Here is a 24776-nt window from a genome sequence, read left to right on the forward strand (position 1 = left end):
CATTCGGCCGCAGGAGTAGAGTTTTACCCCCTCAGCACATCCCGTCCCGCGTAGCGGGCCTGGGTACCCAGCTCTTCCTCGATGCGGATGAGCTGGTTGTACTTGGCGAGCCGGTCGGAGCGCGACAGCGAGCCAGTCTTGATCTGCCCGCAATTGGTGGCAACGGCGAGATCGGCGATGGTCGCGTCTTCGGTTTCGCCCGAGCGGTGCGACATGACGGCGGTGTAGGCCGCCTTGTGCGCCGTTTCGACCGCGTCGAGCGTCTCGGTCAGCGTGCCGATCTGGTTGACCTTGACCAGGATCGAGTTGGCGACGCCTTTCTGGATGCCCTCGCGCAGGCGCGTGGAATTGGTGACGAAGAGATCGTCGCCGACGAGCTGGCACTTGGAACCGACCATGTCGGTCAGCGCCTTCCAGCCGGCCCAGTCGTCCTCGGCCATGCCGTCCTCGATCGAGATGATCGGGTAGCGATTGACGAAATCAGCGAGATAGGCGGCCATCTCCTCGGGAGCGAGCACCTTGCCCTCGCCGTCCAGATGATACTTCCCGTCCTTGAAGAATTCCGTCGAGGCGGCGTCAAGCGCCAGGCAGATGTCGTCGCCCGGACGGTAGCCGGCCTTCTCGATCGCCTTCATGACGAAGCCGATGGCCTCGTCGGTAGAGCCGATATTGGGAGCAAAGCCGCCCTCGTCGCCCACATTGGTGTTGTGGCCGGCGTCCTTCAGCTCCTTTTTGAGCGTGTGGAACACCTCCGCGCCCATGCGCACGGCGTCCTTCAGCGTGTCGGCGCCGACGGGCATGATCATGAATTCCTGCACGTCGATCGGGTTGTCGGCATGCGCGCCGCCGTTGATGATGTTCATCATCGGGACGGGCAGCAGGCGCGCGCCGGCACCGCCCACATAGCGGTAGAGCGGCAGGCCGGCCGACTGGGCGGCGGCCTTGGCGACGGCCAGCGACACGCCGAGAATGGCGTTGGCGCCAAGGCGCGCCTTGTTGGGCGTGCCGTCGAGCGCGATCATCGCCTCGTCGATCTCGATCTGGTCTTCCGCGTCGAGCCCGCCGAGCGCCTCGTAGAGCTCGCCGTTGACGGCATCGACCGCCTGCTCGACGCCCTTGCCGAGATAGCGGGTGCCGCCGTCGCGCAGCTCCACCGCCTCATGCGCGCCGGTGGAGGCGCCGGAGGGAACGGCGGCCCGGCCGAAGGCGCCGTCCTCGAGATAGACGTCGACCTCGACGGTCGGATTGCCCCGGCTGTCGAGGATCTCGCGTCCGGTAATGTCCACGATGGCGGTCATGCTCGTCTCCCTGTGACGTCAGAATGGCTGTGATGGCGGGTGCTGGCTGCGCCGCGCGCCTCGCGGGCACGGCTTACGATGAAATCGTGACGGTGGAACGTATCGTCCGCGCTTCTAGCCGAGACGGCGCAAAAGGGGAAGCGCGGGCGCGCGCTCAGATGCCGCGCGGGCGCGACTTGGCGACCTTGTCGAAGGCCATCAGGTCCTCAAGCAGGTCCTTCAGGTCCTTGAGCGCGATCATGTTGGGCCCGTCGGAGGAGATGGTGTTGTCCGGGTCCGGATGGGTCTCGATGAAGAGGCCGGCAACGCCGACGGCAACCGCCGCCCGCGCCAGCACCGCCACCATGTGCCGCTCGCCGCCGGAGGAGGCCCCCTGCCCGCCCGGCTGCTGCACCGAATGGGTGGCGTCGAAGACGACCGGCGCGCCGGTCTGCGCCATCACCGGCAGGGCGCGCATGTCGGTGACCAGCGTGTTGTAGCCGAAGGAGGCACCGCGCTCGGTCAGCAGCACGTTGGGATTGCCGGTCTCGACGATCTTGGCGAGCACGTTCTTCATGTCCCAGGGGGCAAGGAACTGGCCCTTCTTGACGTTGACGATGCGGCCCGTCTTCGCGGCGGCGACGAGAAGGTCGGTCTGGCGGCACAGGAAGGCGGGGATCTGCAACACGTCGACGGCTTCGGCGACCGGCGCGCACTGGTCGGCCGAGTGGATGTCGGTCAAGACCGGCATGCCGTAGGTCTCGCGGATCTCGGCGAAGACCGGCAGCGCCTCGTTGAGGCCGACCCCGCGCGAGGCGGCGATCGAGGTGCGGTTCGCCTTGTCGAAGGAAGCCTTGAAGACGACGCCGATGCCGAGCCCGTCGGCGATTTCCTTGACGGCCGTCGCGCATTCCAGCACATGCGCCCGGCTTTCCATCTGGCAGGGCCCGGCGATCAGCGCGAAGGGCGCCTCCTGGGCAAATGTCACGTTGCCGACCTTCACACTCTTATTGCAGGTCATCGTCATGGCTTTGTCGTGTCTCCTTGCCGCCCCGGCCTTCAAGATTTTCACCGCCCGTCAGTAGTCCGCATGGAGCGTGCGTGCAAGCATCGGCCGCCACAGCCCCTCCGGGGTCTTGCGTTGTCGAAACGGAAACGCCTTCCCCTTTAAGCGGATGCACGGCATGCACCAACTTGGTTCCGTCATCCTTTCAGGCTACCTTCCCGCACCTCAGGCCTCGCGAGACGGCCAGACCAAACCGGAAAGCGCGTTCGATGCAGAAGAAGAAGATCCGCAAGGCAGTCCTTCCCGTGGCGGGCCTTGGCACCCGTTTCCTGCCGGCGACCAAGGCCCTGCCCAAGGAAATGCTGACCATCGTCGACCGGCCGATCATCCAGTATGTGGTCGATGAGGCGCGCGCCGCCGGCATCGAGCATGTCGTCTTCGTCACCGGGCGCAACAAGCACGTCATCGAGGACCATTTCGACATCGCCTACGAGCTTGAGGACACGCTGCGGTCCCGCACCAAGGCCAGCGCGCTGAAGCTGCTGGAGGCGATTCGGCCGATGCCCGGCACGACCAGCTTCACCCGCCAGCAGGAGCCCCTGGGCCTTGGTCACGCGATCTGGTGCGCCCGCGACATCATCGGCGACGAGCCTTTCGCCATCCTCTTGCCCGACATGCTGATGAAGTCCGATCCGGGCTGCCTGTCGCAGATGGTCGAGGTCTATAACGAGCGTGGCGGCAACGTCATCTCGGTCGAGGAAGTGCCCGACGACCAGACCCACAATTACGGCATCGTCGAGGTCGACGGGGACACCAGCGCGAAGACCCTCTCGATCACCGGCATGGTGGAGAAGCCCGCGCCGGGAACCGCGCCGACCAATCTGTTCATCAACGGCCGCTACATCCTGCAGCCGAAGATTTTCGAGCTGCTGGAGAACCAGGAAACGGGCGCCGGCGGCGAGATCCAGCTGACCGACGCGATGCTGGCGCTGATGGGCATGGAGCCTTTCACAGGCCTGCGCTTCGAGGGCGAGACCTACGATTGCGGGTCGAAGTCCGGGTTCCTGGCCGCCAACATCGCCTACGCGCTGGAGGACGAGGAACTGGCTGCGGAACTCCGCCCGCTGCTCACCGCGATGCTGAACACCTGACACGGACCTCCACGGCACTGGCGACCATGCGAACCATTCTCGTTACCGGCTCGGCCGGCTTCATCGGCTATCACCTGTGCCGCCGTCTCCTCGATGACGGCTGGCGCGTGATCGGGCTCGACTGCGTCAGCCCCTATTACGACCCGGCGCTGAAGGAGGCGCGGCTGAAGATCCTCAACGGGATCGACGATTTCACCGAGGCGCGGATCTCGCTGCAGGATCGCGACGCGGTCATGGCCTTGATGGCGGAGCACGCCCCGCAGCGGATCATCCACCTCGCGGCGCAGCCGGGCGTGCGCTATTCGCTGGAAGTGCCGCAGGCCTATGTGGATGCCAACGTGACCGGCTTCCTGACCATCCTGGAGGCGGCACGCGCCTTCCCGGTCGATCATCTGGTCTTCGCCTCGACCTCCTCGGCCTACGGGCTCGACGAGGCGATGCCGCTCTCCCCGCATCGCGGCGGCAATCATCCGATCTCGCTCTATGCGGCGACGAAGAAGGCCAACGAGGCGATGGCGCACAGCTACGCGCACCTCTTCGGCATCCCGCTGACCGGCCTGCGCTTCTTCACCGTCTACGGTCCCTGGGCGCGGCCCGACATGGCGCTCTACAAGTTCACCAGCGCCATTCTCGAAGGCCGGCCGATCGACATCTACAACAATGGCGAGATGCTGCGCGACTTCACCTATGTGGACGACATCGTCGAGGGCATCGTGCGGATCGCCGAGCGGCCGGCCAGGGGCAACCCGGACTGGAACGGCGCGGAGCCGGATCCGGCGACAAGCCGCGCGCCCTACCGGATCCACAATATCGGCAACTCGGAACCGGTGAAGCTGCTGCGCTATGTCGATGCGGTGGAGGCGGCCTGCGGCGTCAAGGCGATCCGCAACTACATGCCGTTGCAGCCCGGCGACGTGCTCGCCACCTGGGCGGATGTCGAGGATCTGGTCGAGGAGACGGGCTTCCGGCCAAAGACCAGTGTCGAGGACGGCGTGAAGGCCTTCGTCGACTGGTATCGCGACTTCTACGGCGTGTAAGTTCTGGAAGGGGGCTACTTGCCGCCCTGCTTCTCCGCCTTGGCGCGGGCGAAACGGGCGCGCAGCTGCTCGCCGCGCCCTTCCTTGATCACCTGCCGCGAGCGGCCGAGCGACAGGGCGTCTGCCGGTACATCCTCGGTCACGACCCCGCCGGCGGCCAGATAGGCCCCCTCGCCGATCGTCAGCGGTGCGACCAGGGTCGAGTTCGACCCGACGAAGGCGCCCGCGCCGATATCCGTGTGGTGCTTGAGGAAGCCGTCGTAGTTGCAGGTGATCGTGCCCGCGCCGATATTCGCCTTCGCCCCGACCCGGGCATCGCCGATATAGGTCAGGTGATTGACCTTCGCGCCCGCCTCGATGCTGGCATTCTTGATCTCCACGAAATTGCCGACATGCGCGCCCTCGCCGATCTTCGCGCCGGGACGCAGCCGCGCGTAGGGGCCGAGCGTCGCGCCCGCCTCGACCACGGCCTCCTCCAGATGCGAGAAGGCGCGGATGGTCACCTTGTCGCCGACAGTGACGCCGGGGCCGAAGACCACGTTGGGCTCCACCAGCACATCGCGCCCGAGCCTTGTGTCATGGGAGAAGAACACGGCCTCCGGGGCGACGAGGCTTGCCCCCTCTTCCATCGCGGCAAGGCGGGCGCGGGCCTGGAAGTCGGCCTCGACGCGCGCCAGCTGGGCACGGGTGTTGATGCCCTGCACTTCCCATTCCTCGGCGGTTTCCGTCACCACGGACAGGCCCAGGCGGTTGGCGACCTCGACCGCGTCGGTAAGATAATACTCGCCCTTGGCGTTGCCATTGCCGATCTGCCCGAGGATTTCGGCGAAACGCGCCCCGCGAAAACCCATGATGCCGGAATTGCAGAAATCGACCTTGCGCTCCTCCGCGCTCGCGTCACGTTCCTCGCGAATGGCAAGAAGCTGCCCTTCGCGGACCAGCAGCCGGCCATAGCCGGTCGGATCGGCGGCGTGAAACCCGAGCACGGCGATGTCAGCGCCACTTTCCAGCCTGGCCGAAACCCGCAAGAGCGTCTGCGCGGAAACGAGCGGCGTGTCGCCGAACAGCACCAGGACCTGGTCTGGAGTGTCGGCGAAGGCGGGAGCGGCCGCGCGCGCGGCATGCGCCGTGCCGAGCCTCTCGCCCTGGACGTGGCAGCCCGCGCCCGGCGCCCGGCGGGCCACCTCGGTCTCGAGTTCCGGCATGTCGGGGCCGATGACGACCGCGATGCGATCGATGCCCGAGCCGCTCACCGCCTTCAGCACATGGCCGACCAGCGACAGGTTCGCGACCTCATGCATCACCTTCGGCCGTTCCGATTTCATACGGGTGCCGAGGCCGGCGGCAAGGACAATGGCGAGGCGGGAGTTATGCGGCATGGAGGGTCTCAAGGGTTGGCAATCGGATGAGGTCAAGTTCTCGAAGGCCGGTCGCGCGGCGTCAAGTCATTGATCGCACAGGACTGCCTTTTTGTCCCGGTCCGTGCCAAGAACAAAGAGGTATGGACGGGCGATTCTCGAAACTTCGTACGTTAGAAACATATAACAGGACCCGATGCAGGGAATGTCAGAAATGGAAGCGACACAGGGCGACCCCGGATCGGAAACGCTTGCGGAACCGCGGCTGAAGCATTTTCCGGTCACCTTCTTCGCCGTTGTCATGGGCCTTGCCGGCCTGTCGCTGGCGACCCTGCGAATGGAGGTGGCGGGCGCGATCCCAGCCGGCGTCAGCCTCGTCCTGATGGCCGTGACCGCACTGGCCTTCACCGCAATCGCCGGGTTCTTTGTCGCCAAGGCCCTGCGCTATCCGAAGGCCTTGCGGGCGGAATGGGAGCATCCGGTGCGGATCGCCTTCTTCCCCGCGATCACCATCGGCGTCCTGCTGATCTGCGCCGGCCTGCTGCCGCTTGGAGACGAGATCATCCGTCCGGTGTGGATGGCGGCGACCGCCGCCCATCTGGCTGTCACCCTGGGCGTCGTCTCGGCCTGGATCAGCCATCGGACCTTCGAGCAGGCGCACCTGACGCCGGCCTGGTTCATACCCGCCGTCGGCAACGTGCTGGTGCCTCTTGCCGGCGTGCACCTCGGCTTTCCCGAGATCTCCTGGTTCTTCTTCTCGGTCGGGATGCTCTTCTGGCTCGTGTTCCTGACGCTGGTCTTCAACCGGTTGATCTTCCACAATCCGATCGCCGAGCGCCTGCTTCCCACCCTTGTCATTCTCGTCGCCCCGCCATCGGTCGGGTTCGTTGCGTGGCTGCAGCTGAATGGCGGCGAGGTCGATGCCTTCGCCCGCGTGCTCTACTATTGCGCGACGATGTTCGTGCTGGTGACGCTGACACAGGTCGGCAAGCTGATCCGCCTGCCCTTCTCGATGGCGTGGTGGGCCTATTCCTTCCCGGTCGCGGCTTTCACCGTGGCGTCCGCGCTCTTCGCCGAACGCACCGGGGCAGGTTTCCAGAGGAGCCTCTCCTATGTCGCCTATGCGGTGCTTTGGGTGGTGATCGCAATCCTCGTGTCCAAGACACTGGCCGCCATCCGGCGCGACGAGATCTGCCGGCCGGAAGGTTGACCGGCGCCGAATGAAGGCGTGCTACCAGAGCGTCTTGCGCGCCCGCTCCGGCCATTCCCTGTCGTAGCTCTCCCCGCCGACGCGGTCCTCGGTGAGGGCTGCCAGGATCGTGCCCGGTGTCGGCAGGTGCGACAGGTCCGCCTGGGCGTCCGCGTCCCACAGGCGCGAGCGCACGATGGCGCGGGCGCACTGGAAGTAGATCTTCTCGACGCTGACCAGGATGATCGTGCGGGGCGCATGGCCGTCGACCGTGAAATCCTCCAGCAATTGCGGATCGGTGCTGATTTTGGCGGTGCCGTTGACGCGCAATGTCGTGCCGCTGCCGGGAATGAGGAAAAGCAGCGCCACGCGCGGGTCGCGCACGATGTTGCGCAGGGAATCGATGCGGTCGTTGCCGCGCCGGTCGGGAAGCGCCAGCGTCTTGCGGTCGAGGATGGTGACGACCGCGCCGCGGTCTCCGCGCGGCGAGCAGTCGAGCCCTTCAGGGCCGACGGTTGCGAGGGACACGAAGGGCGAAGCGTCGATATAGGCGCCATAGTGCTCGGAAATCCAGTCGATCTCCTTGACGGTGGAGGCATCCTTCGGCGTCCCGTAGAGGCGTTCGAGCTCCTCCAGCGTGCTGACGGTCATCGCCTGTCTCCTGTCGTGCCGGGGTGGCCGTGCATCCGGGAATCCGGGCGGCGGCGGCAGGCTAGCAGCGTCGCTTGTCGCTCGCAACACGGGCCCGCTCGGAGCCGGACGGACTACCCCGCCGACATTGGCCGGGGGCTGAAGAGGCGCATCTCGCCGGCGACACCGCGCAAGGGATGCATGCCCATGTCGTCGAGCCGGGCATCGAGCTGCCGGGCGACCGGTTCCGACACCAGGATGGCGCGGCCAAGCGCCTTGGTCAGTGCCTCGATGCGGCTCGCCGCATTCACTGCCGGCCCGATGACAGTGAAGTCGAGACGTTCCGTCGAACCGACGTTACCGAAGAACACCTTGCCCTCGTGAAGGGCGATGCCGCTGCGCAAGGGTGCCCATCCGTCGATCGCGGCCAGGTCGGGCGGAGGATCGTCGCTGAGCGCCGCGATTGCAGTGAGCGCCCGTTCCGCGGCCCGCAAGGCGGCTTGCGCCGCGCCGCCACGCTGCGGGAAGACGGCAAGCACGCCATCTCCCATGAACTTGAGGATATCGCCGCCCTCGGCAATCACCGCAGCAGCAAGGCGCTCGAAATAGGCATTCAACAAGGCGGTCATCGCGGACCCGGGCAAGCGAGACGACAGGTCGGTGAAACCGCGCAGGTCGGACATCCAGATGACGGCGTCGATCTCCTCTCCGACGCCGCGCCGGATGCTGCCACTGAGGACCTTGCCGCCGGCTGCAGTACCCAGATAGGCATCGAGCAGGTTCGCCGAGATGCGCCGGTCGATATGCCGCTCGACATGCAAAGCGAAGATGCGCAGCAACCCGTGCACCGCCTCCAGTTCCTCAGGCCGGAAGCCGCCCAGCTGCCGCGTCGACAGCGACACGAGATTGTGCTGGCGGCCGCCCGCTGTCAGTGGCAGTGCCAGATACTGGCTGTAACCCTGCGCGCCCAACTCGCGCAGCAACGGGTAGCGCTGCTGGGTCTCCTCGTCGATCCGCGCCTCGAATGCGCGTCCGTATTCGATCACACCGTAGAGCGGACTGCGCCGATAGGCATCGGTTGCCAGGATATCCTCGCCGACCTGGATCTCGTCGCAGATGCCGTCACCCTTCTCCCAGTTCCAGGCAAAGCCGTAGATCTGCGGGTGCAGTGTACCGACATGCAGGCTCGCGCGGTCGAACGAGACCAGCGCCGAGGCCATGCGCCAGCAAAATGCCTCGAAGAAGGCAAGCACGTCGCCGACCGCGAGTGCCTCTCCAAGCAACCAGTCCCGAATATCGTCGACCGTCTGCCGAGGGGCGATCATTTTGCCCGGGTCGCGCCAGGACCTCTGCCGCAGCACGACACCGCTGGCATAGGTCCTTTGAATAGTCTCCTGTCCGTTCATCGCTCGCATTCCTGCTCTGTCGGTGCGATCCTGCGTCCTTGCGCGGGGGCTGTCCATCCTAGCGAACGCAATCCGGGCGTCGCCGAGGTTGCGCCGAACGCCAATGGCTGGAGCGGGAAATCCATGAAGCAGGCACGGCGCGCCCTGGCGATTGCTTCCGGTTTGATGTCGCTCGCGATCACCATGTCGCCGCTCCGCGCCGCCGCCGAGACGGCCGTCGATCTCGAACTCGTCCTTGCGGTGGACGCATCGGCAAGCGTTGACGAGGCGGAGTTCGCCCTGCAGATGAACGGGATTGCCGCGGCGTTCCGAGCGCCGGACGTGCAGCAGGCGATTGCCGCGGGTCCCGCCGGCAGGATCGTCGTGGCGCTGGCCGTATGGGCGGAGGCGGAGCGCCCCGCGGACCTTTCCCCTTTCCACCTGGTTGCCGATGCCGCGTCGGCCAGGCGCTTTGCCAGCGAAGTCGAGACCTGGCCAAGGCGCGTCAATGGCGGCACCGGCATCGGCGCCGGTCTCGCCCACGCCATGCGGCATTTCGACCGGAACGGCTTCGCCGGCCGCCGGCGGGTCGTCGACGTTTCGGGAGACGGCCGGGAAACGCCGCCACGCGACTATGTCGTACTGATCGACACCGCGCGCGGCATGGCGCTGGGACGGGGCATCACCATCAACGGGCTCGCCATCGAGAACGAGGATCGCGGCCTGGCGCAATGGTATCGCGACAATGTCGCGGTCGGCCCGCGCAGCTTCGTCATGTCGGTCGCACGCTACGAAGACTTCGCCGAGGCCATGCGGCGCAAGCTGCTCCGCGAGATCGAGGACCGGCCTCCGCTGGCAGCCATTGCGCCGGACGCAGCCTCGAGCCGACGCTGACGGATCTATTCGGCCGCCTGCGCGCGCGGCTTGATCACGGGTTCCATCCTCGAAAGCTCTGCCGGATCGAGATGGCAGAGAATGCCATGCCCTTCGCCGAAGCTGCGCATTGGTGGCAGGTCGACATCACAGGTGCCCGGGATCATGTAGGGGCAGCGCGTGGAGAACGGGCATCCCTTGGGCGGATTCGATGGCGAGGGGATTTCCCCCTTCAGCACGATATGCCTCTTCTCCACCCTGGTGTCGGCGATGGGCACCGCGGCAAGCAGCGCTTCCGTATAGGGATGGTAGGGCGGCGCGAAGATCTCCTCCGTCGTCCCCTGCTCCATGATCCGGCCGAGATACATGACCACGATCCGGTCGGCGAGATAGCGCACGACGGAGAGGTCGTGGCTGATGAACAGCATGGTGGTGCGGTTCTCGCGCTGGATGTCCATCAGCAGTTCGGTCACAGCCGCCTGCACCGAAACATCGAGCGCCGAGACCGGCTCGTCGGCGATCACCACCTTCGGATTGCCGGCAAAGGCGCGGGCAATGCCGACCCGCTGCTTCTGCCCGCCCGAGAGCTGGCGCGGCTTGCGCTTGGCGAAGTCGCGCGGCAGCTTCACCGTGTCAAGCAGGCGCATGACGATCTCGTTGACCTCGGCCTCGTCGCTCGCCACACCGAACTTGCGGATCACCCGTCCGATCTGCCCTCCGATCGTGTGCGAGGGATTGAGCGTGTCGAACGGGTTCTGGAAGACCATCTGGAGCTTGGCGATGGTCGACTTGTCCCGCTTGTCGACCGGCAGGCTGCCCAGTTCGACATTGCCGAGCATGACCTTGCCGTCGGTGGCGTCCTCAAGCCCCATCAGCACCTTGGCGAAGGTCGACTTGCCGCAGCCCGATTCACCGACGATGGCGACCGTCTCGGCCTCCCGCGCCTCGAAACTCAGTTTCTCGTTGGCCTTGACCGTACGCGCATCGCCGCCGGACACGAAAAGCCCGCCCTCGTCGATGATGTAGTGCTTGGTCATGTCCTCGACGGAGAGCACGATGTCGCCGGGTAGCACCGGCGGTTTTGCCTCGCCCTTGGGCAGGTCCCGATCCCAGTCGATTTCCTGGAACCGCTCGCAGCGCACCTTGTGATCGTCGTCACCGGGAACCGGATGCATCTTCAACGCCCCGACATTGCACAGCCCGTCGCGGAAGAACGTGCAGCGCGGCGCGAAATTGCAGCCTTTCGGACGCTCGTGCGGCAGCGGCAACTGGCCGGGAATGGCGACCAGCGGATGGGCGTTCTTGTCGGCGCCGGGCAGCGGGATCGATCCGAAAAGGCCGCGCGTATAGGGATGGCGCATTTCCTCGAAGACGTCGTGAATATCGCCGACCTCGACGGCCTCGCCGGAATACATCACCGTCAGCCGGTCACAGGTCTCCAGGATCAGGCCGAGATTGTGCGAGATATAGATCATCGAGGTGCCGAATTCCTCGGCGATCTCGTTGATCAGCTCGACAATGCCCGCCTCCACAGTCACGTCGAGCGCCGTGGTGGGTTCGTCGAGCAGGAGGAGCTTGGGGTTCGACAGCAGCGCCATGGCGATGACCACGCGCTGCTGCTGGCCGCCGGAGATCTGGTGCGGGTAGGAATTGAGGATCCGCTTGGGATCCGGCAGGCGGACCTTGGCCAGCATTTCCTCGGCTCTGGCCAGCGCCGCCGCCTCCGACAGGCCGTCGTGATAGATCGGCACCTCGGCAAGCTGCGCCCCGATCAGCATCGAGGGGTTCAGCGAGGCCATCGGCTCCTGATAGACCATGGCGATCTTCGAACCGCGGATACGGCGCAGCTCCTCCTCGCTCATGGTACGCATGTCGCGCCCCTCGAACAGGATCTCGCCGCCGACAATGGCGCCGTTCTTGCCCATGTACTGCATGATCGCGAGCGCGACCGTCGACTTGCCGCAGCCGCTCTCGCCGACGATCCCGTGCGCCTCGCCGGGCATCAGCTTGAGATTGAAATCGACGACGGCCGGAATCTCGCCCGCCCGCGTGTAGTACGAGATGCAAAGGTTCCGGCATTCCAGAACCGGGGTCTGGTCGCTCATGACGGTCCCTTCCTCAGTCACGCAGGCTCATTTCCCTGAGGCCGTCGGCCATCAGGTTGAAGCCGAGAATGAGGCTCGAAACCGATAGCGCCGGCACGAGCAGCATGTAGGAGAACTTCCACAGCATCGCCGTCTTGGCGCTTTCGCGGATCATCAGGCCCCAGTCGGGGTCCGGCGGCTGCAGGCCGAGACCGAGGAAGGTCAGGGTCGTGATTGCCACCGTTGTGTAGCCGAGCCGCAGGCAGGCATCGACGATGATCGGGCCGCGCACGTTCGGCAGCAGTTCGAAGATCATGATGTAGAGCGGATGCTCGCCCCGCGTCTGCGCCGCGAAGACATAGTCCCGCGTCTTGATGTCGAGCGCGAGCCCCCTGACGATGCGCATGATCGCCGGCGCCGAGGCGAAGGTCACCGCCACGACGATGTTGAACCCCGATGGCCCCAGATAGTTCAGGATAACGATGAACAGCACCATCACCGGAAACGACAGCAGCACATTGGCGGCGAAGGAGATGATCTCGTCCCACCAGCCGCTGAGATATCCCGAGATCAGTCCGAACAAGGCCCCCACGACGTACGCGACCAGCGTCGCCGTGACACCCCAGACAAGGACCCGCTGGCAACCCCAGATCATCCGGGAGAGCATGTCGCGGCCCTTGAAGTCCGTGCCGAGCCAGAAGAACACGTCCTTGCGCTCGGTAAAGGGCGTGGCGAAGGGGGCAATCGGCTTGTTCGGGTCGATGAGCGGCAGATAGGGCGCGCTCACAGCCATGAGCAGCCAGAAGAAGACCAGCGTCAGTCCGATCACCGCGACCCAGCTTTCGCGGAACGCGCGAATGCCGAGGATGTAAAGGATCAGCGTCGCCGGGATCGCCGGCAGGAGCACCATCTGCGCATTGTTGCCGATGGTCTTGCCGAACATGACATAGGCCATCAGCGGCAGCCACATCAGCAGCAGCAGCGCGATTACCGGCCTTGGCCGCGACAGGCGGGACAGGAAAGGCGGGGATGCCTGGATATCGGTCACTGCCATGGGGTGTGTCTCCGGGGCTCAGGCAAATCGGATGCGCGGGTTCAGGAAGGTGTAGCCGATGTCGGAGATGATCTGCGACACGACGGCAACGGCAACGGCAACCAGGGTGCAGGCCTGGACCACCTCGACATCGGGGAAGAGCGCCGCCTCCAGCAGAAGCTTGCCGAAGCCGTCATATTCGAAGAACACCTCGACCACGACAACGCCCGACAGCAGCCAGTTGAGCTGCAGAACGATCAGCGTGAACGGCGCGATCAGTGCGTTGCGAAGCGCGTGTTTCATCACCACGCGGCGATAGGGAATGCCTTTCAGGATGGCAGTGCGGATATATTGCGAGGTCATCACCTCGGCCATGGAAGCGCGTGTCATGCGCGCCACGTAGCCGAAATCGTAGATCACCAGCGTCAGCACCGGCAGCACCAGTTCGCGGAAGTCGAACCCGCCGATCATGGCCGACTTGACCGGCAGCCAGCCAAGGCCGAGCGCGAAGACGATGGTCAGCAGGATGGCGCTCGCGATCTCCGGAATGCTGGTCGTGAAGACCGAGATGAAGGAGATCGAACGGTCCTGGAGTGACCCCTCCTTCATGCCGGCAAGAACGCCCAGCACGAGCGATATCGGGATCATCAGCGCGAAAACGAAGAAAGCAAGGATGCCGGTATTTGCCAGCCGATCGGCGAGGAGCGGCGCGACCGGCCGGTTTTTCTCGAAGGAGAAGCCGAAATCGCCGGTCAGGATATTGCCGACCCAGTTGGCGTAGCGCTGGTAGAACGGCACGTCGAGCCCGCGTGCGGCAAGCCAGTCCTGGTAGCTGTCCTCGGTGAGCGCGGAGACCGCGAACCCGCCCAGTTCCTGTACCGCGAGCCGCTTCTTGAACTCCGGCGTGTCAAAGATCGCAAAGAGCAACAGTGACGAGACGGCCATGATCAGAACCATCTGAACCAGGCGTCTCAGAACGAGTTTCAGCATGTGTGCCCACCGTGTCCGGCATCGCGCCCCCGAAGACGACGGCGCGACGACCCTCCCCTGACCTCAGGAGCCTGAACGGAAACCGCGCGGTTCTCCTTGCCGGAAAACCGCGCGGCGCAACTGTGTCAGCCCATCCAGACCTTGTTGAACTGGTGATACTGGGTCGGGTGAGCCGGATAGCCGTGCACCGACTTGGACGCCATGCAGTAGACCGGGCGCCAGATCGGCATCACCACGATGGCCGCGTCCTGCAGGATCTTCGAGGCCTTGGCGAGAAGTCCCTTGCGCTCCTCGACATCGAGGGTCGCTTCCGCCGCATCCAGGGCCGCATCGAACTCCGGCGAGGCAAAGCCGGACTCGTTCCACGGCACGCCTGACCGGTAGCCAAGCGACATCACCATCGTGCCGAGCGGGCGATGGGTCCAGGCGGTGGCGCCGAACGGCGTCTTGGTCCAGATCTCCCAGTATTTGGAGGCCGGAATGACGTTGATGTTCAACGTGATGCCCGCATCCTGGAGCTGGTCGCGCATGGCTTCCGCCACCGTCTGGTGCCAGGGGCCGTCCGTGTTGCCGACATCGATGGTGATCGTGATGCCGTCCGGATGCCCGGCTTCCGCCAGAAGCGCCTTGGCGCCTTCGACATCGCGGCTGATCGGCGGCAGCGCCTCGTAGTCGGGATGCACCGGCGCGACGTGGTAGTTCTCGCCGATATCGCCCCCCTCCGGATAGACCAGCGGCTTGATCGTGGCATTGTCGATAGCCATCGCCACGGCCTTGCGGACGCGCTCGTCGTCGAAGGGCTTGGCATCCACCCGCATCCGGCAGCACAGCGTCTGCGCGGTGCGCGCGGCGATGATGTTGCCGTCGATGGCCTTGGCCAGTTCCATCTGCTCGACACCGAAGTCGTAGATGGCATCCACGCTCTGGCCCGCGAAGGCGGTCAGCTGGTTGTCGGCATCGAAATTGTAATAGTGGATCTCGTCGAGGAAGACCGTGCCGCCCCAATACTCGAACGGCTGGCCGCCGGCCTCCGTCACCCGCTTCAGGATGCAGCGGTCGCCCACGACATTCTCGGTGATCGTGAACGGACCCGTACCGATCAGCGCGTTGTCGAGCGGCGGGGTAAAGCCGCGATGCACGATCGCCGTCGGGTAGTTGTACATGTCTTCCGGGAAGGACAGTACCGGCTTCGTCAGGTTGAAGCGGATGGTATGGTCGTCGACCACCTCGATGGAGCCGTCGATCAGCTTCTTCTTGCCGTCCACTTCCTCGACCATGGCCGACACCGACGACAGGCCGATGTTGGACGAGCCGATTTCCGGATTGGTCCAGCGCTCGAAATTGAACTTCACGTCCTCGGCGGTGAAATCGTCGCCGTTGTGCCATTTCACGCCCTTGCGCAGGCGGAAAGTCCACGTCTTCAGGTCGTCGGAGGCTTCCCAGCCCTCGGCCAGCATCGGCCGGGTCACGTTGTCCGGCCCGGTCATCGCCAGGTATTCGAGCATGTGACGCGTCTGGTTGGAGGCCTGCGTCCAGGAGAATGTCGCGGGATCGTCGATCTTCTGGACCTGCATCGCGACCTTCAGGATGCCGCCCGACTTCGCGCCGGCATCGTCCGCCGGAAACGGCAGGTTCGCCGCGTCCTGCGCGACCGCCGGGTTCGGCAGGCCGGCCATTGCGTAGGCCGCCCCGGCCCCCACGCCGAGCAACGCGGCATAGCGGACGAACTCGCGCCGGCTCAGCCGGCCGCTGTCCATCTGCTCGCGGGCTTCCCCGACCTTCGGATGCAGTTTGTTCGATGTATCGCTGGTCGACATAGGACTGTCTCCCCTCCGTCTGTTCGAATGCATGTCGATATTGTTTATCCGGTCGCGCGGAGCATTTTCATCGCGCGGTCACGCCGCCAATCGGCACCGGTACGGGCCGGAAACCTCGACGCCGACAACATGCTGGTTCGCATGTCTCGGCATCCGGTTCACGGCCACCCATCCAGACCCTCCCCCTCGGCTGATCCTTGGTGTGATCCAGGAGACAGGCCCGCCGGAACGGAACCTGACCCATCAGGATTTAAGCCTAGCACGCATTCCGATCGGATTGGCAAAGCCTTGCCAGCATTTTTTTGATCCGCCGACATGCATGTCGGTATCGGACAACAGCTGGTCGCATAATTGATATCGCCTTTCCCTCGTTGGCGGGTCTAGGCTCCATGAAACGTCCGCGTATAAAGACGCGCAGGAACTCGAAAATCCGGGCTTTTTGCTTGGCATTTTCGAGAGCAGGATTGCTTTATTCAAGACCCTTGAAACAGACGACTTCCAAAACCCGGAAAGCCGCCGATCATGGCAAGCAGTGACGACATTCGTGCTCCCCAGGCGGAGACCGCCGAGACGCCGGCCAGGCGCCGCGGACGCAGGGGCCGCCGGGACGGCACGGGGAGCGATGCCCCGATCGAGCAGAAGCCGTTCCGGGCAAGAAGAAATCCGTTTCAACCGGTCGCCTGCGTGTCGGCGGACGAGCTTGAATCCATCCACAATGCCTCGCTCGACGTTCTGGAAAATATCGGCATCGATTTTATCAATCCCGAGGCGAAGGCCGTTCTCGCCGCCGCCGGCGTCGAAGTTCCCGCATCCGGGGACCGAATCCGCATGGACCGCGGCCTGGTCCTGGAGGCCCTGTCGCACGCGCCGGCCGAGTTCACCCTGCATGCGCGCAACCCCGCCCACAATCTGCGCGTTGGCGGCGACAGCGTCATCTGGAGCGGTGTGGCCAGTGCCCCGAACTGCGCGGACGCCGCCGGCGGTCGCAGGCCGGGCAGCCAGGAGGACTTCCGCGACTTCGTCCGGCTCAGCCAGGTCTTCAATGTCATCGACCTCAACGGCGGCTATCCCGTGGAGCCCGTGGACCTGCATGCAAGCATCCGCCATCTCGACTGCATCAGCGATTTCGTCACGCTGACCGACAAGGCGTTCCACATCTATTCGCTGGGCCGCGAGCGCAATCTCGACGGCATGGAGATCGCCCGCATCGCACTTGGACTGACGGATGAAGAATTCTCCAAAACTCCCTGTACCATATCGATAATCAACTCTTCTTCTCCATTGCGCCTGGACACGCCGATGCTGCAGGGGATCATCGAGATGTCGCGCCGCGGCCAGCCGATCGTGCTGACGCCCTTCACCTTAGCCGGCGCAATGGCGCCCGTGACGATCGCCGGCGCGCTTGTGCAACAGAACGCGGAAGCGCTGGCGGGCCTTGCCTTCGCGCAGATCGTCAGGCCCGGAGCGCCTGTCGTCTATGGCGGCTTTACCTCCAATGTCGACATGAAGTCGGGCGCCCCGGCCTTCGGCACTCCGGAATACATGCAGGCAGCGCTTGTCGGCGGCCAGCTCGCCCGGCGCTACAACATCCCCTACCGCTCGTCGGCCGTGTGTGCCGCCAACTCCCCCGATGCCCAGGCCGCCTACGAGACAGTGTTCTCGCTCTGGGGCGCGCTGATGGGCGGGGCCAACTACGTCAAGCACGCGGCCGGCTGGTTGGAAGGCGGGCTGACCGCGGGCTTCGAGAAATTCATCATCGACATCGATCTGTTGCAGATGCTCGACACCTTCCTGCAGCCGCTCGATGTCTCCACCGAGGCGCTGGCGGTCGATGCGATCCGCGACGTCGGGCCCGGCGGCCATTTCTTCGGCACCGCCCACACCCAATCCCGCTACAAGACCGCCTTCTATCCGCCGATCATCTCGGACTGGCGCAATTTCGAGACATGGCAGGAGGCGGGATCTCCAACCGCCTACGACAAGGCGCAGCGTCTCCACAAGACCGCCCTGGCGGAATACGAGGCGCCGCCGCTGGATCCCGCGATCGCGGAGGAACTGGCGGGCTTTGTCGCAAGGCGCAAGGCGGAAGGCGGCGCACCGACCGACTTCTGATCCTTCTCCGTTTTCGGGTGACGCCGGCCTCCCGCCGGTCGACACTGCCGGCGGAGGACATCCCGACAGACTGAACAAGCGGCAAACCGGAAGGACGAGACGGAATGAAATCGCAGGCACGTGTGGTGGTGATCGGCGGCGGCGTGGTTGGGTGCAGCGTGCTCTACCACCTCACCAAGCGGGGCTGGACCGACGTCCTGCTCATCGAGCGCTCCGAACTCACATCCGGGTCGACATGGCATGCGGCCGGCGGCTTCCATACCCTGAACGGCGATCCCAACGTCGCCAGGCTGCAGGCCTACACCGTCTCGCTCTACAAGGAGATCGAGGAGATCTCCGGCCAGTCCTGCGGCCTGCACCTGACCGGCGGCTTGCAGCTGGCCGACACGCCCGAGCGTCTTGAATGGCTGAAAATGGCACATGCGCGCGGCCGCTACCTTGGCATGGAAACCGAGATCATCTCGGCGAAGGAAGCCAAGGAACTGCTGCCGCTCATCGACGAACGCCATTTCGTCGGCGCCATGTGGGACCCGATCGAGGGGCATCTCGATCCCTCCGGCACCACGCATGCCTATGCCAAGGCCGCGCGCAAGGCGGGCGCGGAAATCTCGCTTCGCAACCGCGTCCTGGAACTGGCGCAAAAGCCGGACGGAACCTGGCTCGTCGTCACCGAGCAGGGAACGGTGGAGGCAGAGCACGTCGTCAATGCCGGCGGTCTCTGGGCCCGAGAGGTCGGCCGCATGGTCGGCCTGGAACTGCCCGTTCTGGCGATGGAGCACCACTACCTCTTGACCGAGGACATGCCGGAGATTGCCGAGATCAATGCATCGACCGGCAAGGAACTCGTCCACGCAATTGATTTCTCTGGTGAAATCTACACGCGCCAGGAGCGTGGCGGCATGTTGCTCGGCACCTATGAACGGGCCGCAACGCCGTGGAGCCCGCGCGAAACGCCATGGGATTTCGGCCAGGAGTTGCTGGAGCCGAACCTGGAGCGTATCGCGCCGTCGCTGGAAATCGGTTTCGACCATTTCCCGGCACTGAAGGGCGCCGGCATCAAGCAGTTCATCAACGGCCCCTTCACCTTCGCGCCCGACGGCAACCCGCTGGTCGGCCCGGTGCGCGGCCGGACCAACTTCTGGTGCGCCTGTGCCGTCATGGCCGGCTTCAGCCAGGGGGGCGGTGTCGGCCTGGCACTCGCCAACTGGATGGTCGACGGCGATCCAGGGTTCGACATCTGGGGAATGGACGTCTCGCGCTACGGCGACTGGGCGACACTTGCCTACACCAACGCCAAGGTGCGCGAGAACTATTCCCGCCGCTTCCGCATTCGCTATCCAAACGAGGAACTCGCGGCGGCCCGCCCGCACCAGACCACGCCGCTCTACGACCGGATGCTGGCGCGCGGCGCCGTCATGGGCGACAGCTGGGCTCTGGAGACCCCGCTCTGGTTCGCGCCCGAAGGCACCGAAGCGAAAGACATCGTCTCCTTCCGCCGGTCCAACGACTTCGAGCATGTGAAGGCGGAGTGCCGGGCGGTGCGGGAGGCCGTCGGCATCACCGAGATCGCCAATTTCGCGAAATACGAGATCACCGGCCGTGGCGCCGCCGCCTTTCTCGACCGGATGATGACCAACCGCATGCCGGCAGAGGGCCGCATGGTCCTGACGCCGATGCTCAACGAGCATGGCAGGCTGATCGGCGATTTCACCATCGCCAGGATGGCTGGGAACCGTTTCCTCATGTGGGGATCGAGCCAGGCCGAGGTCTATCACATGCGCTGGTTCGAGCGGCACCTGCCGGGCGATGACAGCGTCGCCATCCGGCCGATCAATCTCGGCTGGGTGGGCCTGTCGATCGCCGGTCCAAGGGCACGGGACCTGCTGGAGCGCGTCACCGGCGACGATGTCTCCAACGCGGCGTTCCCCTTCATGGCAAGCCGTCCGATGGTTGTCGCCAACGCACCCTGCCATGTCAGTCGCATCAGCTATACAGGCGATCTCGGTTACGAGATCTGGATGGCCCCGCACTACGAGCGACAGGTCTACGACGCGCTTCACGCGGCGGGCGGCGACCTGGGGTTGCGCGATTTCGGCATGCGCGCCCTGCTCTGCCTGCGGCTCGAAAAGAACTTCGGCACGTGGTTCCGCGAGTTCCGGCCGATCTACGGGCCCTATGAGGCCGACCTCGGCCGGTTCGTCTCGATGAAAAAGGGAGACTTCATCGGCCGCGAGGCAGCGCTCAGGGAAAAGCAAGGCGGCGGAACCCTGCGCCGTGTCTCCTTCGTCGTCGAAGCGACGGACGCCGACGTGATCGGCGACGAACCGATCTGGCACGACGGCAAGGTGGTCGGCTGGATCACCTCCGGCGGTTACGGCCACTTCGTCGATGCCTCGCTGGCCCAGGGCTACCTGCCGAAGGAGCTCGCAACGATCACGGAAGACGGGGCCTTCGAGATCGAGATCATCGGCGAGATGCGCAAGGCACGGATCATCACCGAGCCGCTTTTCGACCCGTCAGCCGAACGGATGCGGATGTAGAAGCCGTTCTCGTTTCACTTGAAGAAACCACAACAACAACCTGAAGTGATTCACATCACGCCGGATTGATCTCCCGGAAGCAGGCGACGACGTGGCTGGCGAACGCGGCTGTCGCCTTGCCGGCATTTCCCGCCTCCTTGAGGATCAGATGATAGTCGCCGATCTCGGGGAGCCCGTGCCGGTCGTCGAGCTTTTGCAGCGGCGGCGTGATGACGCTGGTGGGGAACGGAGCAATCGCGAGATCCGCCAGAAGCGCGGCTTCCTGCCCGGCGCTGTGAAAGCTCTGATAGGCGATGCGGTAAGGGTGATCGGACTTGTCGAGCGCGATCCGCGCCGCCTTGCGCCACGGGCAGCCGGAGACGGAAAGCGCCAGCGGCAGCGGATCCCGGCTGTAGGCGACGCCGCCCTCGAGCCCCGCCCAGGCAAGCGGCTCCGTATAGACAATCTCGCCGCCCCGGGCGAGATCGCTGTCCGGCCTTGCGGTATAGAGGATCAGGTCAAGCTGACTGTCCTTGAGCTTCTGCAGAAGCGGCGGACTGCCGTCGAGATGCACATCGACATTGACCCCCGGGTGGGACCGGGCAAAGCGCGTCAGGATATTGGGCAGGAAACGGGTGCCGAAATCGGACGGGGCCCCGAAGCGGACCTCGCCCTCGATCTCCGGCGAGCGAAACATCGCCACGGCTTCCTCGTTGAGCAGCAGGATCCGCCGGGCGTATCCGAGCAGGGCCTCGCCCTCCGCAGTCATGCGTATGCTGCGCCCCTCTCTTGCGAAAACCGCAACGCCGAGCAGCAGCTCCAGTTTCTTGATCTGCATCGACACGGCGGAGGGCGTTCGACCGATGATCTCGGAAGTCTTTGAGAAACTTCCCGTTTCCGCGATCAGCAGGAACGTCCGATAGAGGTCCATCTCGATCAGCGGCGTTCCCTTTCCCGGCACAAGGCCCATGTCAGCACTCCCGAATCCATACTTCAATGGAATTGACGATACCTATTAGATCTTTTTGTTTGTCTGAAGTGACGAATACGACCATATCCCCAATCAGAACGACGGCGAGATATCCCGCACCGCAGGATGCCGCCGGTTTTCGCAACACGAGCACTTTGCAACACGAGCACATGGAGAGCGACATGTCCTACCTGACCCGGGTCCTCGGCAACACTTTTGGCGTCGCAACGCGCGTTCATGCGCTTCATGTTGCCGACACCGACCAGCGCACCCTTTCCGATCTCGGCTTTGCCGGTGAGGCCGCCAAGCGCGCGCGCTTCCAGGCTTTCCGTTTCGGTGAGCCCGGCGCATCGAACGCCGCCCGCCTTGGCGTCAACGGCCGCTGAGCCGCATCCCCGCGGGCGCAACAGCCAGTTCCAGTCTACAGAAAAACCGCCGGAGGCAACTCCGGCGGTTTTGTCGTTTCCAAACAGGATCGTGCGTGTCAGGCGCTCGTCAGAATCTGCGATTGAGCAGGTTTTCCAGATACTCCTGGCGTCCCGACACCGGGCGCGGGTCGATGCGCTCCCGCTCCACGCGCGCGGCGATATCCTCGAGCGAGCGTTCCCCCGCCAGCATCGCGCGCGCCTCGGTCCCCTGCCAGCCGGCATAGCGCTCGGCAAGTGCCGATGAAAGGTCACCCTTCTCGATCATGTCGGCAGCGGCCAGAAGCGCGCGTGCGCAGGTATCCATGCCCCCCACATGCGCGTGGATGAGGTCGGCCGCGTCGAGTGACTGGCGGCGCAGCTTGGCATCGAAATTCAGCCCGCCGGTGGTGAAGCCGCCGCCTTGCAGGATGTAGTAGAGCGCCAACGCCACTTCCGGGACATTCATCGGAAACTGGTCCGTGTCCCACCCGGACTGGTAGTCGTTCCGGTTGATGTCGATCGACCCGAAGATGCCGAGAGCCGAGGCAAGCGCCACCTCATGCTCGAAGGAATGGCCGGCAAGCACCGCATGACCGACCTCGATGTTGACCTTCACTTCCTTTTCCAGCCCGTAGGCCTGAAGGAAGCCGTAGACGGTCGCCACGTCGAAATCATACTGGTGCTTGGTCGGTTCCTGCGGCTTCGGCTCGATCAGGATGGCGCCGGGGAACCCGATCTTGTGCTTGTACTCGACCACCATCGACAGGAAGCGGCCAAGCTGGTCCAGTTCCTGCCGCAGGTCGGTGTTGAGCAGGGTCTCGTAGCCTTCGCGGCCGCCCCACAGCACGTAGTTCTGGCCGCCCAGTTCATGCGTCACGTCCATGCAGGCCTTCACCTGACCGGCCGCATAGGCGAAGACATCCGGATCGGGATTGGTGGCCGCGCCGGCCATGTAGCGGCGATGCGAGAACAGGTTGGCGGTGCCCCAGAGCAGCTTCGTCTTCGACGTTTCCATCTTGCGGGCGAAGATGTCGGCGATCTCCCGAAGATTGCGGTTGCTCTCGGCCAGCGTCGCGCCTTCCGGCGAGGCATCACGGTCGTGAAAACAGAAGAACGGGGCGCCCAGCAGGTCGAACATCTCGAAGGCGACGTCGGCCTTCGCCCGCGCCGCCTCCATGCTGTCGCCGAACCAGGGCCGCTCGAATGTCGCGCCGCCGAACGGATCCCCGCCCGGCCAACAGAACGAGTGCCAGTAGGCGACCGCAAAACGCAGATGATCCTCCATGCGCTTGCCCATGACGACGCGGTCGGCATCGTACCAGCGATAGGCAAACGGGTTCTCGCTCTCCGGCCCCTCGTAGCGGATGGCCGGAACACCATCGAAAAACGCAGTCATCGCAGAACCTCTTTCAGTGCCGGGTAAAGCGCCCGGTAGCGACCGAGCCCCTCCCGATAGGACGCGGCAAGCCCGGCATCGGGCTCCATGGTGAAATCCGTTTCAGGAGACGGGAAAAGCGACGCGTCGTGCCGGCCGACGGCGGCCGCGCGCCCCAGCCGGGCCGCCCCGAAGGCCGCGCCGAAATCGCCGTGCTGCGGGACATCAATCGGAATGCCCAGAACGGCCGCGAGAATCTTCAACCAACATTCCGAGCGCGCCCCGCCGCCGATGGCCGTCGCCCTGGCAACGCTCGACCCTGCGGCCGACAGCACGTCGAGGCTGTCCCTGAAGGCGAAGGCGACGCCCTCCAGCACGGCAAGCGCAAGATCGGCGCGGTCGTTCGCGTGCGACAGGCCAATGAAGGAACCGCGAGCGCCTGCATCATTGTGCGGTGTGCGTTCCCCCGAAAGGTAGGGCAGGAAAACAACCTCCGACGGACCGTGGCGCTCGTCGAAACGCACGGATGCCTCTGCTTCCAGCGTGGCAACATCGCAGCCGGACACGCGCGCCAGCCAGTTGAGGCTATCGGTCGCCGACAGGATCACCCCCATCTGGTGCCAGGTCTCGGGCAAGGCGTGACAGAAGGCATGCACGGCGCCTTGCGTGTTCGGGCGGAACCGGTCGGTGGCCACGAAGAGCACGCCGGACGTTCCGAGCGAGATGAAGGCCTCGCCGGGGCGAACCGCACCGATACCGCAAGCACTCGCCGCATTGTCGCCGGCCCCGCCGGCAACCACCGGCGCCGCTGCGAAGCCCCATCGCCCGGCGAGATCGGCCTTCACCCGGCCTGTCGCGTCACTGCCTTCCGCAAGCCGCGGCATCTGGCTGCGGTCGAGCCCAGTCGCCGCGAGCAACGCGTCCGACCAGTCGCGCCGCGCGACGTCGAGCCAGAGCGTGCCGGCGGCGTCCGACATGTCGGAAACCGCCTCGCCCGTCAGGCGCAGGCGCACATAGTCCTTGGGCAGCAACACAAGCCGCGTCTTTTCAAAGACCTCCGGCTCGTGCCGCGCCACCCATTCAAGCTTCGGCGCGGTAAAGCCGGGCATGACGAGATTGCCGCCGATGCCGCGGAAGTCGGCTCGCGCGTCGAGCGCGGCGCATTCGGCCTCGGAGCGACCGTCATTCCACAGGATCGCCGGGCGCAGCACCCGGTGCGCCTCGTCCAGAAGGGTCGCACCATGCATCTGGCCGGACAGGCCGATGCCCTCGACGCGCGCCATGGCGGAAGAGTGAGAGCTGGTGAGTTCGTCGAGCGTGCCGACGACAGCCCTCCACCAGCTTTCCGGATCCTGCTCGGACCAGGCGGGCCTCGGACGTTCGACCGTCAGTGCGCTGGAGGCGGAGCCCAGAACGGCGCCTGTTTCGTCCATGAGCACCGTCTTGACGCCCGATGTCCCGATATCGATCCCGAGATACACGTTCCCTCCCGACCTTCATCACGCGTGCCGCATGTTTTTTTTCGAAACCAAAATATACCATGGCACGAGGAAATAAAGGCAG

General features: G+C 65.0%; 19 protein-coding genes. 7 read left to right on the plus strand and 12 right to left on the minus strand.

Going from position 1 to position 24776, the window contains the following annotated elements:
* Nucleotides 1-23 precede the first annotated feature (23 nt).
* Both eno and kdsA read right to left on the minus strand, forming a co-directional pair.
* A complete protein-coding gene (eno, locus tag ACQY46_RS15110) occupies nt 24-1298 on the minus strand; it encodes a phosphopyruvate hydratase (protein WP_428696860.1) in 1275 nt (424 codons plus the stop codon).
* Nucleotides 1299-1452: 154 nt separating this feature from the next.
* Nucleotides 1453-2298 (minus strand): 3-deoxy-8-phosphooctulonate synthase, encoded by an 846-nt coding sequence (gene kdsA / locus ACQY46_RS15115; RefSeq protein ID WP_428696861.1) that lies wholly within the window; start codon nt 2296-2298, stop codon nt 1453-1455.
* 254 nt (nt 2299-2552) lie between these two features.
* Here kdsA and galU point away from each other — a divergent pair, with 254 nt between their 5' ends.
* Together galU and ACQY46_RS15125 are read left to right on the plus strand one after the other, a co-directional pair.
* Nucleotides 2553-3434 carry a UTP--glucose-1-phosphate uridylyltransferase GalU gene (galU, locus tag ACQY46_RS15120; protein ID WP_428696862.1) on the plus strand — a complete coding sequence of 294 codons (882 nt, stop codon included), beginning with the start codon at nt 2553-2555 and terminating at the stop codon, nt 3432-3434.
* Nucleotides 3435-3460: 26 nt separating this feature from the next.
* Entirely contained in the window at nt 3461-4471 is a 1011-nt protein-coding gene (locus ACQY46_RS15125) for an NAD-dependent epimerase (RefSeq protein ID WP_428696863.1), read from the plus strand.
* A 14-nt stretch (nt 4472-4485) separates the two neighbouring features.
* Here ACQY46_RS15125 and glmU read toward each other — a convergent pair whose 3' ends face one another.
* A complete protein-coding gene (gene glmU / locus ACQY46_RS15130; RefSeq protein WP_428696864.1) occupies nt 4486-5850 on the minus strand; it encodes a bifunctional UDP-N-acetylglucosamine diphosphorylase/glucosamine-1-phosphate N-acetyltransferase GlmU in 1365 nt (454 codons plus the stop codon).
* Nucleotides 5851-6043: 193 nt separating this feature from the next.
* Here glmU and ACQY46_RS15135 point away from each other — a divergent pair, with 193 nt between their 5' ends.
* Nucleotides 6044-7039 (plus strand): SLAC1 anion channel family protein, encoded by a 996-nt coding sequence (locus tag ACQY46_RS15135; RefSeq protein ID WP_428696865.1) that lies wholly within the window; start codon nt 6044-6046, stop codon nt 7037-7039.
* Between the two features lie 21 nt (nt 7040-7060).
* Here the strand turns inward: ACQY46_RS15135 and ACQY46_RS15140 are convergent, their stop codons facing one another.
* The gene (locus tag ACQY46_RS15140; RefSeq protein WP_428696866.1) at nt 7061-7669 is read right to left on the minus strand and encodes a pyridoxamine 5'-phosphate oxidase family protein; all 609 of its coding nucleotides are present in this window, start codon (nt 7667-7669) and stop codon (nt 7061-7063) included.
* Between the two features lie 113 nt (nt 7670-7782).
* A complete protein-coding gene (locus ACQY46_RS15145; RefSeq protein WP_428696867.1) occupies nt 7783-8973 on the minus strand; it encodes an adenylate/guanylate cyclase domain-containing protein in 1191 nt (396 codons plus the stop codon).
* Nucleotides 8974-9177: 204 nt separating this feature from the next.
* Here ACQY46_RS15145 and ACQY46_RS15150 point away from each other — a divergent pair, with 204 nt between their 5' ends.
* Nucleotides 9178-9927 (plus strand): DUF1194 domain-containing protein, encoded by a 750-nt coding sequence (locus ACQY46_RS15150; RefSeq protein ID WP_428696868.1) that lies wholly within the window; start codon nt 9178-9180, stop codon nt 9925-9927.
* Nucleotides 9928-9932: 5 nt separating this feature from the next.
* On the opposite strand, the gene ACQY46_RS15155 is transcribed toward ACQY46_RS15150, so the two are convergent.
* From ACQY46_RS15155 to ACQY46_RS15170, 4 genes are all read right to left on the minus strand, one after another.
* Entirely contained in the window at nt 9933-12011 is a 2079-nt protein-coding gene (locus ACQY46_RS15155; RefSeq protein ID WP_428696869.1) for a dipeptide ABC transporter ATP-binding protein, read from the minus strand.
* A gap of 13 nt (nt 12012-12024) precedes the next feature.
* Nucleotides 12025-13044, minus strand: a complete 1020-nt coding sequence (locus tag ACQY46_RS15160) for an ABC transporter permease (protein WP_428696870.1) — start codon at nt 13042-13044, stop codon at nt 12025-12027.
* An 18-nt stretch (nt 13045-13062) separates the two neighbouring features.
* Nucleotides 13063-14013, minus strand: a complete 951-nt coding sequence (locus ACQY46_RS15165; RefSeq protein ID WP_306027416.1) for an ABC transporter permease — start codon at nt 14011-14013, stop codon at nt 13063-13065.
* Nucleotides 14014-14138: 125 nt separating this feature from the next.
* A complete protein-coding gene (locus ACQY46_RS15170; protein ID WP_428696871.1) occupies nt 14139-15830 on the minus strand; it encodes an ABC transporter substrate-binding protein in 1692 nt (563 codons plus the stop codon).
* 522 nt (nt 15831-16352) lie between these two features.
* Between ACQY46_RS15170 and ACQY46_RS15175 the strand changes: the two genes are divergently transcribed.
* Both ACQY46_RS15175 and ACQY46_RS15180 read left to right on the plus strand, forming a co-directional pair.
* Nucleotides 16353-17942, plus strand: a complete 1590-nt coding sequence (locus tag ACQY46_RS15175) for a trimethylamine methyltransferase family protein (RefSeq protein WP_428696872.1) — start codon at nt 16353-16355, stop codon at nt 17940-17942.
* Nucleotides 17943-18046: 104 nt separating this feature from the next.
* Nucleotides 18047-20482: a GcvT family protein gene (locus tag ACQY46_RS15180; protein ID WP_428696873.1), complete on the plus strand. Its 2436-nt coding sequence runs from the start codon at nt 18047-18049 to the stop codon at nt 20480-20482.
* A gap of 55 nt (nt 20483-20537) precedes the next feature.
* Here ACQY46_RS15180 and ACQY46_RS15185 read toward each other — a convergent pair whose 3' ends face one another.
* Entirely contained in the window at nt 20538-21431 is an 894-nt protein-coding gene (locus ACQY46_RS15185; RefSeq protein ID WP_428696874.1) for a LysR family transcriptional regulator, read from the minus strand.
* Between the two features lie 182 nt (nt 21432-21613).
* Between ACQY46_RS15185 and ACQY46_RS15190 the strand changes: the two genes are divergently transcribed.
* Complete coding sequence (locus ACQY46_RS15190) at nt 21614-21817, plus strand: hypothetical protein (protein WP_306027411.1); 204 nt, start codon at nt 21614-21616, stop codon at nt 21815-21817.
* 109 nt (nt 21818-21926) lie between these two features.
* Here the strand turns inward: ACQY46_RS15190 and xylA are convergent, their stop codons facing one another.
* Nucleotides 21927-23234, minus strand: coding sequence for a xylose isomerase (xylA, locus tag ACQY46_RS15195; RefSeq protein WP_428696875.1), 1308 nt, complete (start codon nt 23232-23234; stop codon nt 21927-21929).
* Nucleotides 23231-24694: a xylulokinase gene (gene xylB, locus ACQY46_RS15200; protein WP_428696876.1), complete on the minus strand. Its 1464-nt coding sequence runs from the start codon at nt 24692-24694 to the stop codon at nt 23231-23233. The genes xylA and xylB overlap by 4 nt, the downstream gene beginning before the upstream one ends.
* Nucleotides 24695-24776: the final 82 nt, after the last annotated feature.

This window comes from Stappia sp. (assembly GCF_965276915.1).
In the GTDB taxonomy this organism is placed as follows: Bacteria; Pseudomonadota; Alphaproteobacteria; order Rhizobiales; family Stappiaceae; genus Stappia.

Bases quoted from the DNA above. Each gene is read 5' to 3' on its own strand.
- eno (WP_428696860.1), bottom strand. From the start codon at position 1,298: ATGACCGCCATCGTGGACATTACCGGACGCGAGATCCTCGACAGCCGG.
- kdsA (WP_428696861.1), bottom strand. From the start codon at position 2,298: ATGACCTGCAATAAGAGTGTGAAGGTCGGCAACGTGACATTTGCCCAG.
- galU (WP_428696862.1), top strand. From the start codon at position 2,553: ATGCAGAAGAAGAAGATCCGCAAGGCAGTCCTTCCCGTGGCGGGCCTT.
- ACQY46_RS15125 (WP_428696863.1), top strand. From the start codon at position 3,461: ATGCGAACCATTCTCGTTACCGGCTCGGCCGGCTTCATCGGCTATCAC.
- glmU (WP_428696864.1), bottom strand. From the start codon at position 5,850: ATGCCGCATAACTCCCGCCTCGCCATTGTCCTTGCCGCCGGCCTCGGC.
- ACQY46_RS15135 (WP_428696865.1), top strand. From the start codon at position 6,044: ATGGAAGCGACACAGGGCGACCCCGGATCGGAAACGCTTGCGGAACCG.
- ACQY46_RS15140 (WP_428696866.1), bottom strand. From the start codon at position 7,669: ATGACCGTCAGCACGCTGGAGGAGCTCGAACGCCTCTACGGGACGCCG.
- ACQY46_RS15145 (WP_428696867.1), bottom strand. From the start codon at position 8,973: ATGATCGCCCCTCGGCAGACGGTCGACGATATTCGGGACTGGTTGCTT.
- ACQY46_RS15150 (WP_428696868.1), top strand. From the start codon at position 9,178: ATGAAGCAGGCACGGCGCGCCCTGGCGATTGCTTCCGGTTTGATGTCG.
- ACQY46_RS15155 (WP_428696869.1), bottom strand. From the start codon at position 12,011: ATGAGCGACCAGACCCCGGTTCTGGAATGCCGGAACCTTTGCATCTCG.
- ACQY46_RS15160 (WP_428696870.1), bottom strand. From the start codon at position 13,044: ATGGCAGTGACCGATATCCAGGCATCCCCGCCTTTCCTGTCCCGCCTG.
- ACQY46_RS15165 (WP_306027416.1), bottom strand. From the start codon at position 14,013: ATGCTGAAACTCGTTCTGAGACGCCTGGTTCAGATGGTTCTGATCATG.
- ACQY46_RS15170 (WP_428696871.1), bottom strand. From the start codon at position 15,830: ATGTCGACCAGCGATACATCGAACAAACTGCATCCGAAGGTCGGGGAA.
- ACQY46_RS15175 (WP_428696872.1), top strand. From the start codon at position 16,353: ATGGCAAGCAGTGACGACATTCGTGCTCCCCAGGCGGAGACCGCCGAG.
- ACQY46_RS15180 (WP_428696873.1), top strand. From the start codon at position 18,047: ATGAAATCGCAGGCACGTGTGGTGGTGATCGGCGGCGGCGTGGTTGGG.
- ACQY46_RS15185 (WP_428696874.1), bottom strand. From the start codon at position 21,431: ATGGGCCTTGTGCCGGGAAAGGGAACGCCGCTGATCGAGATGGACCTC.
- ACQY46_RS15190 (WP_306027411.1), top strand. From the start codon at position 21,614: ATGTCCTACCTGACCCGGGTCCTCGGCAACACTTTTGGCGTCGCAACG.
- xylA (WP_428696875.1), bottom strand. From the start codon at position 23,234: ATGACTGCGTTTTTCGATGGTGTTCCGGCCATCCGCTACGAGGGGCCG.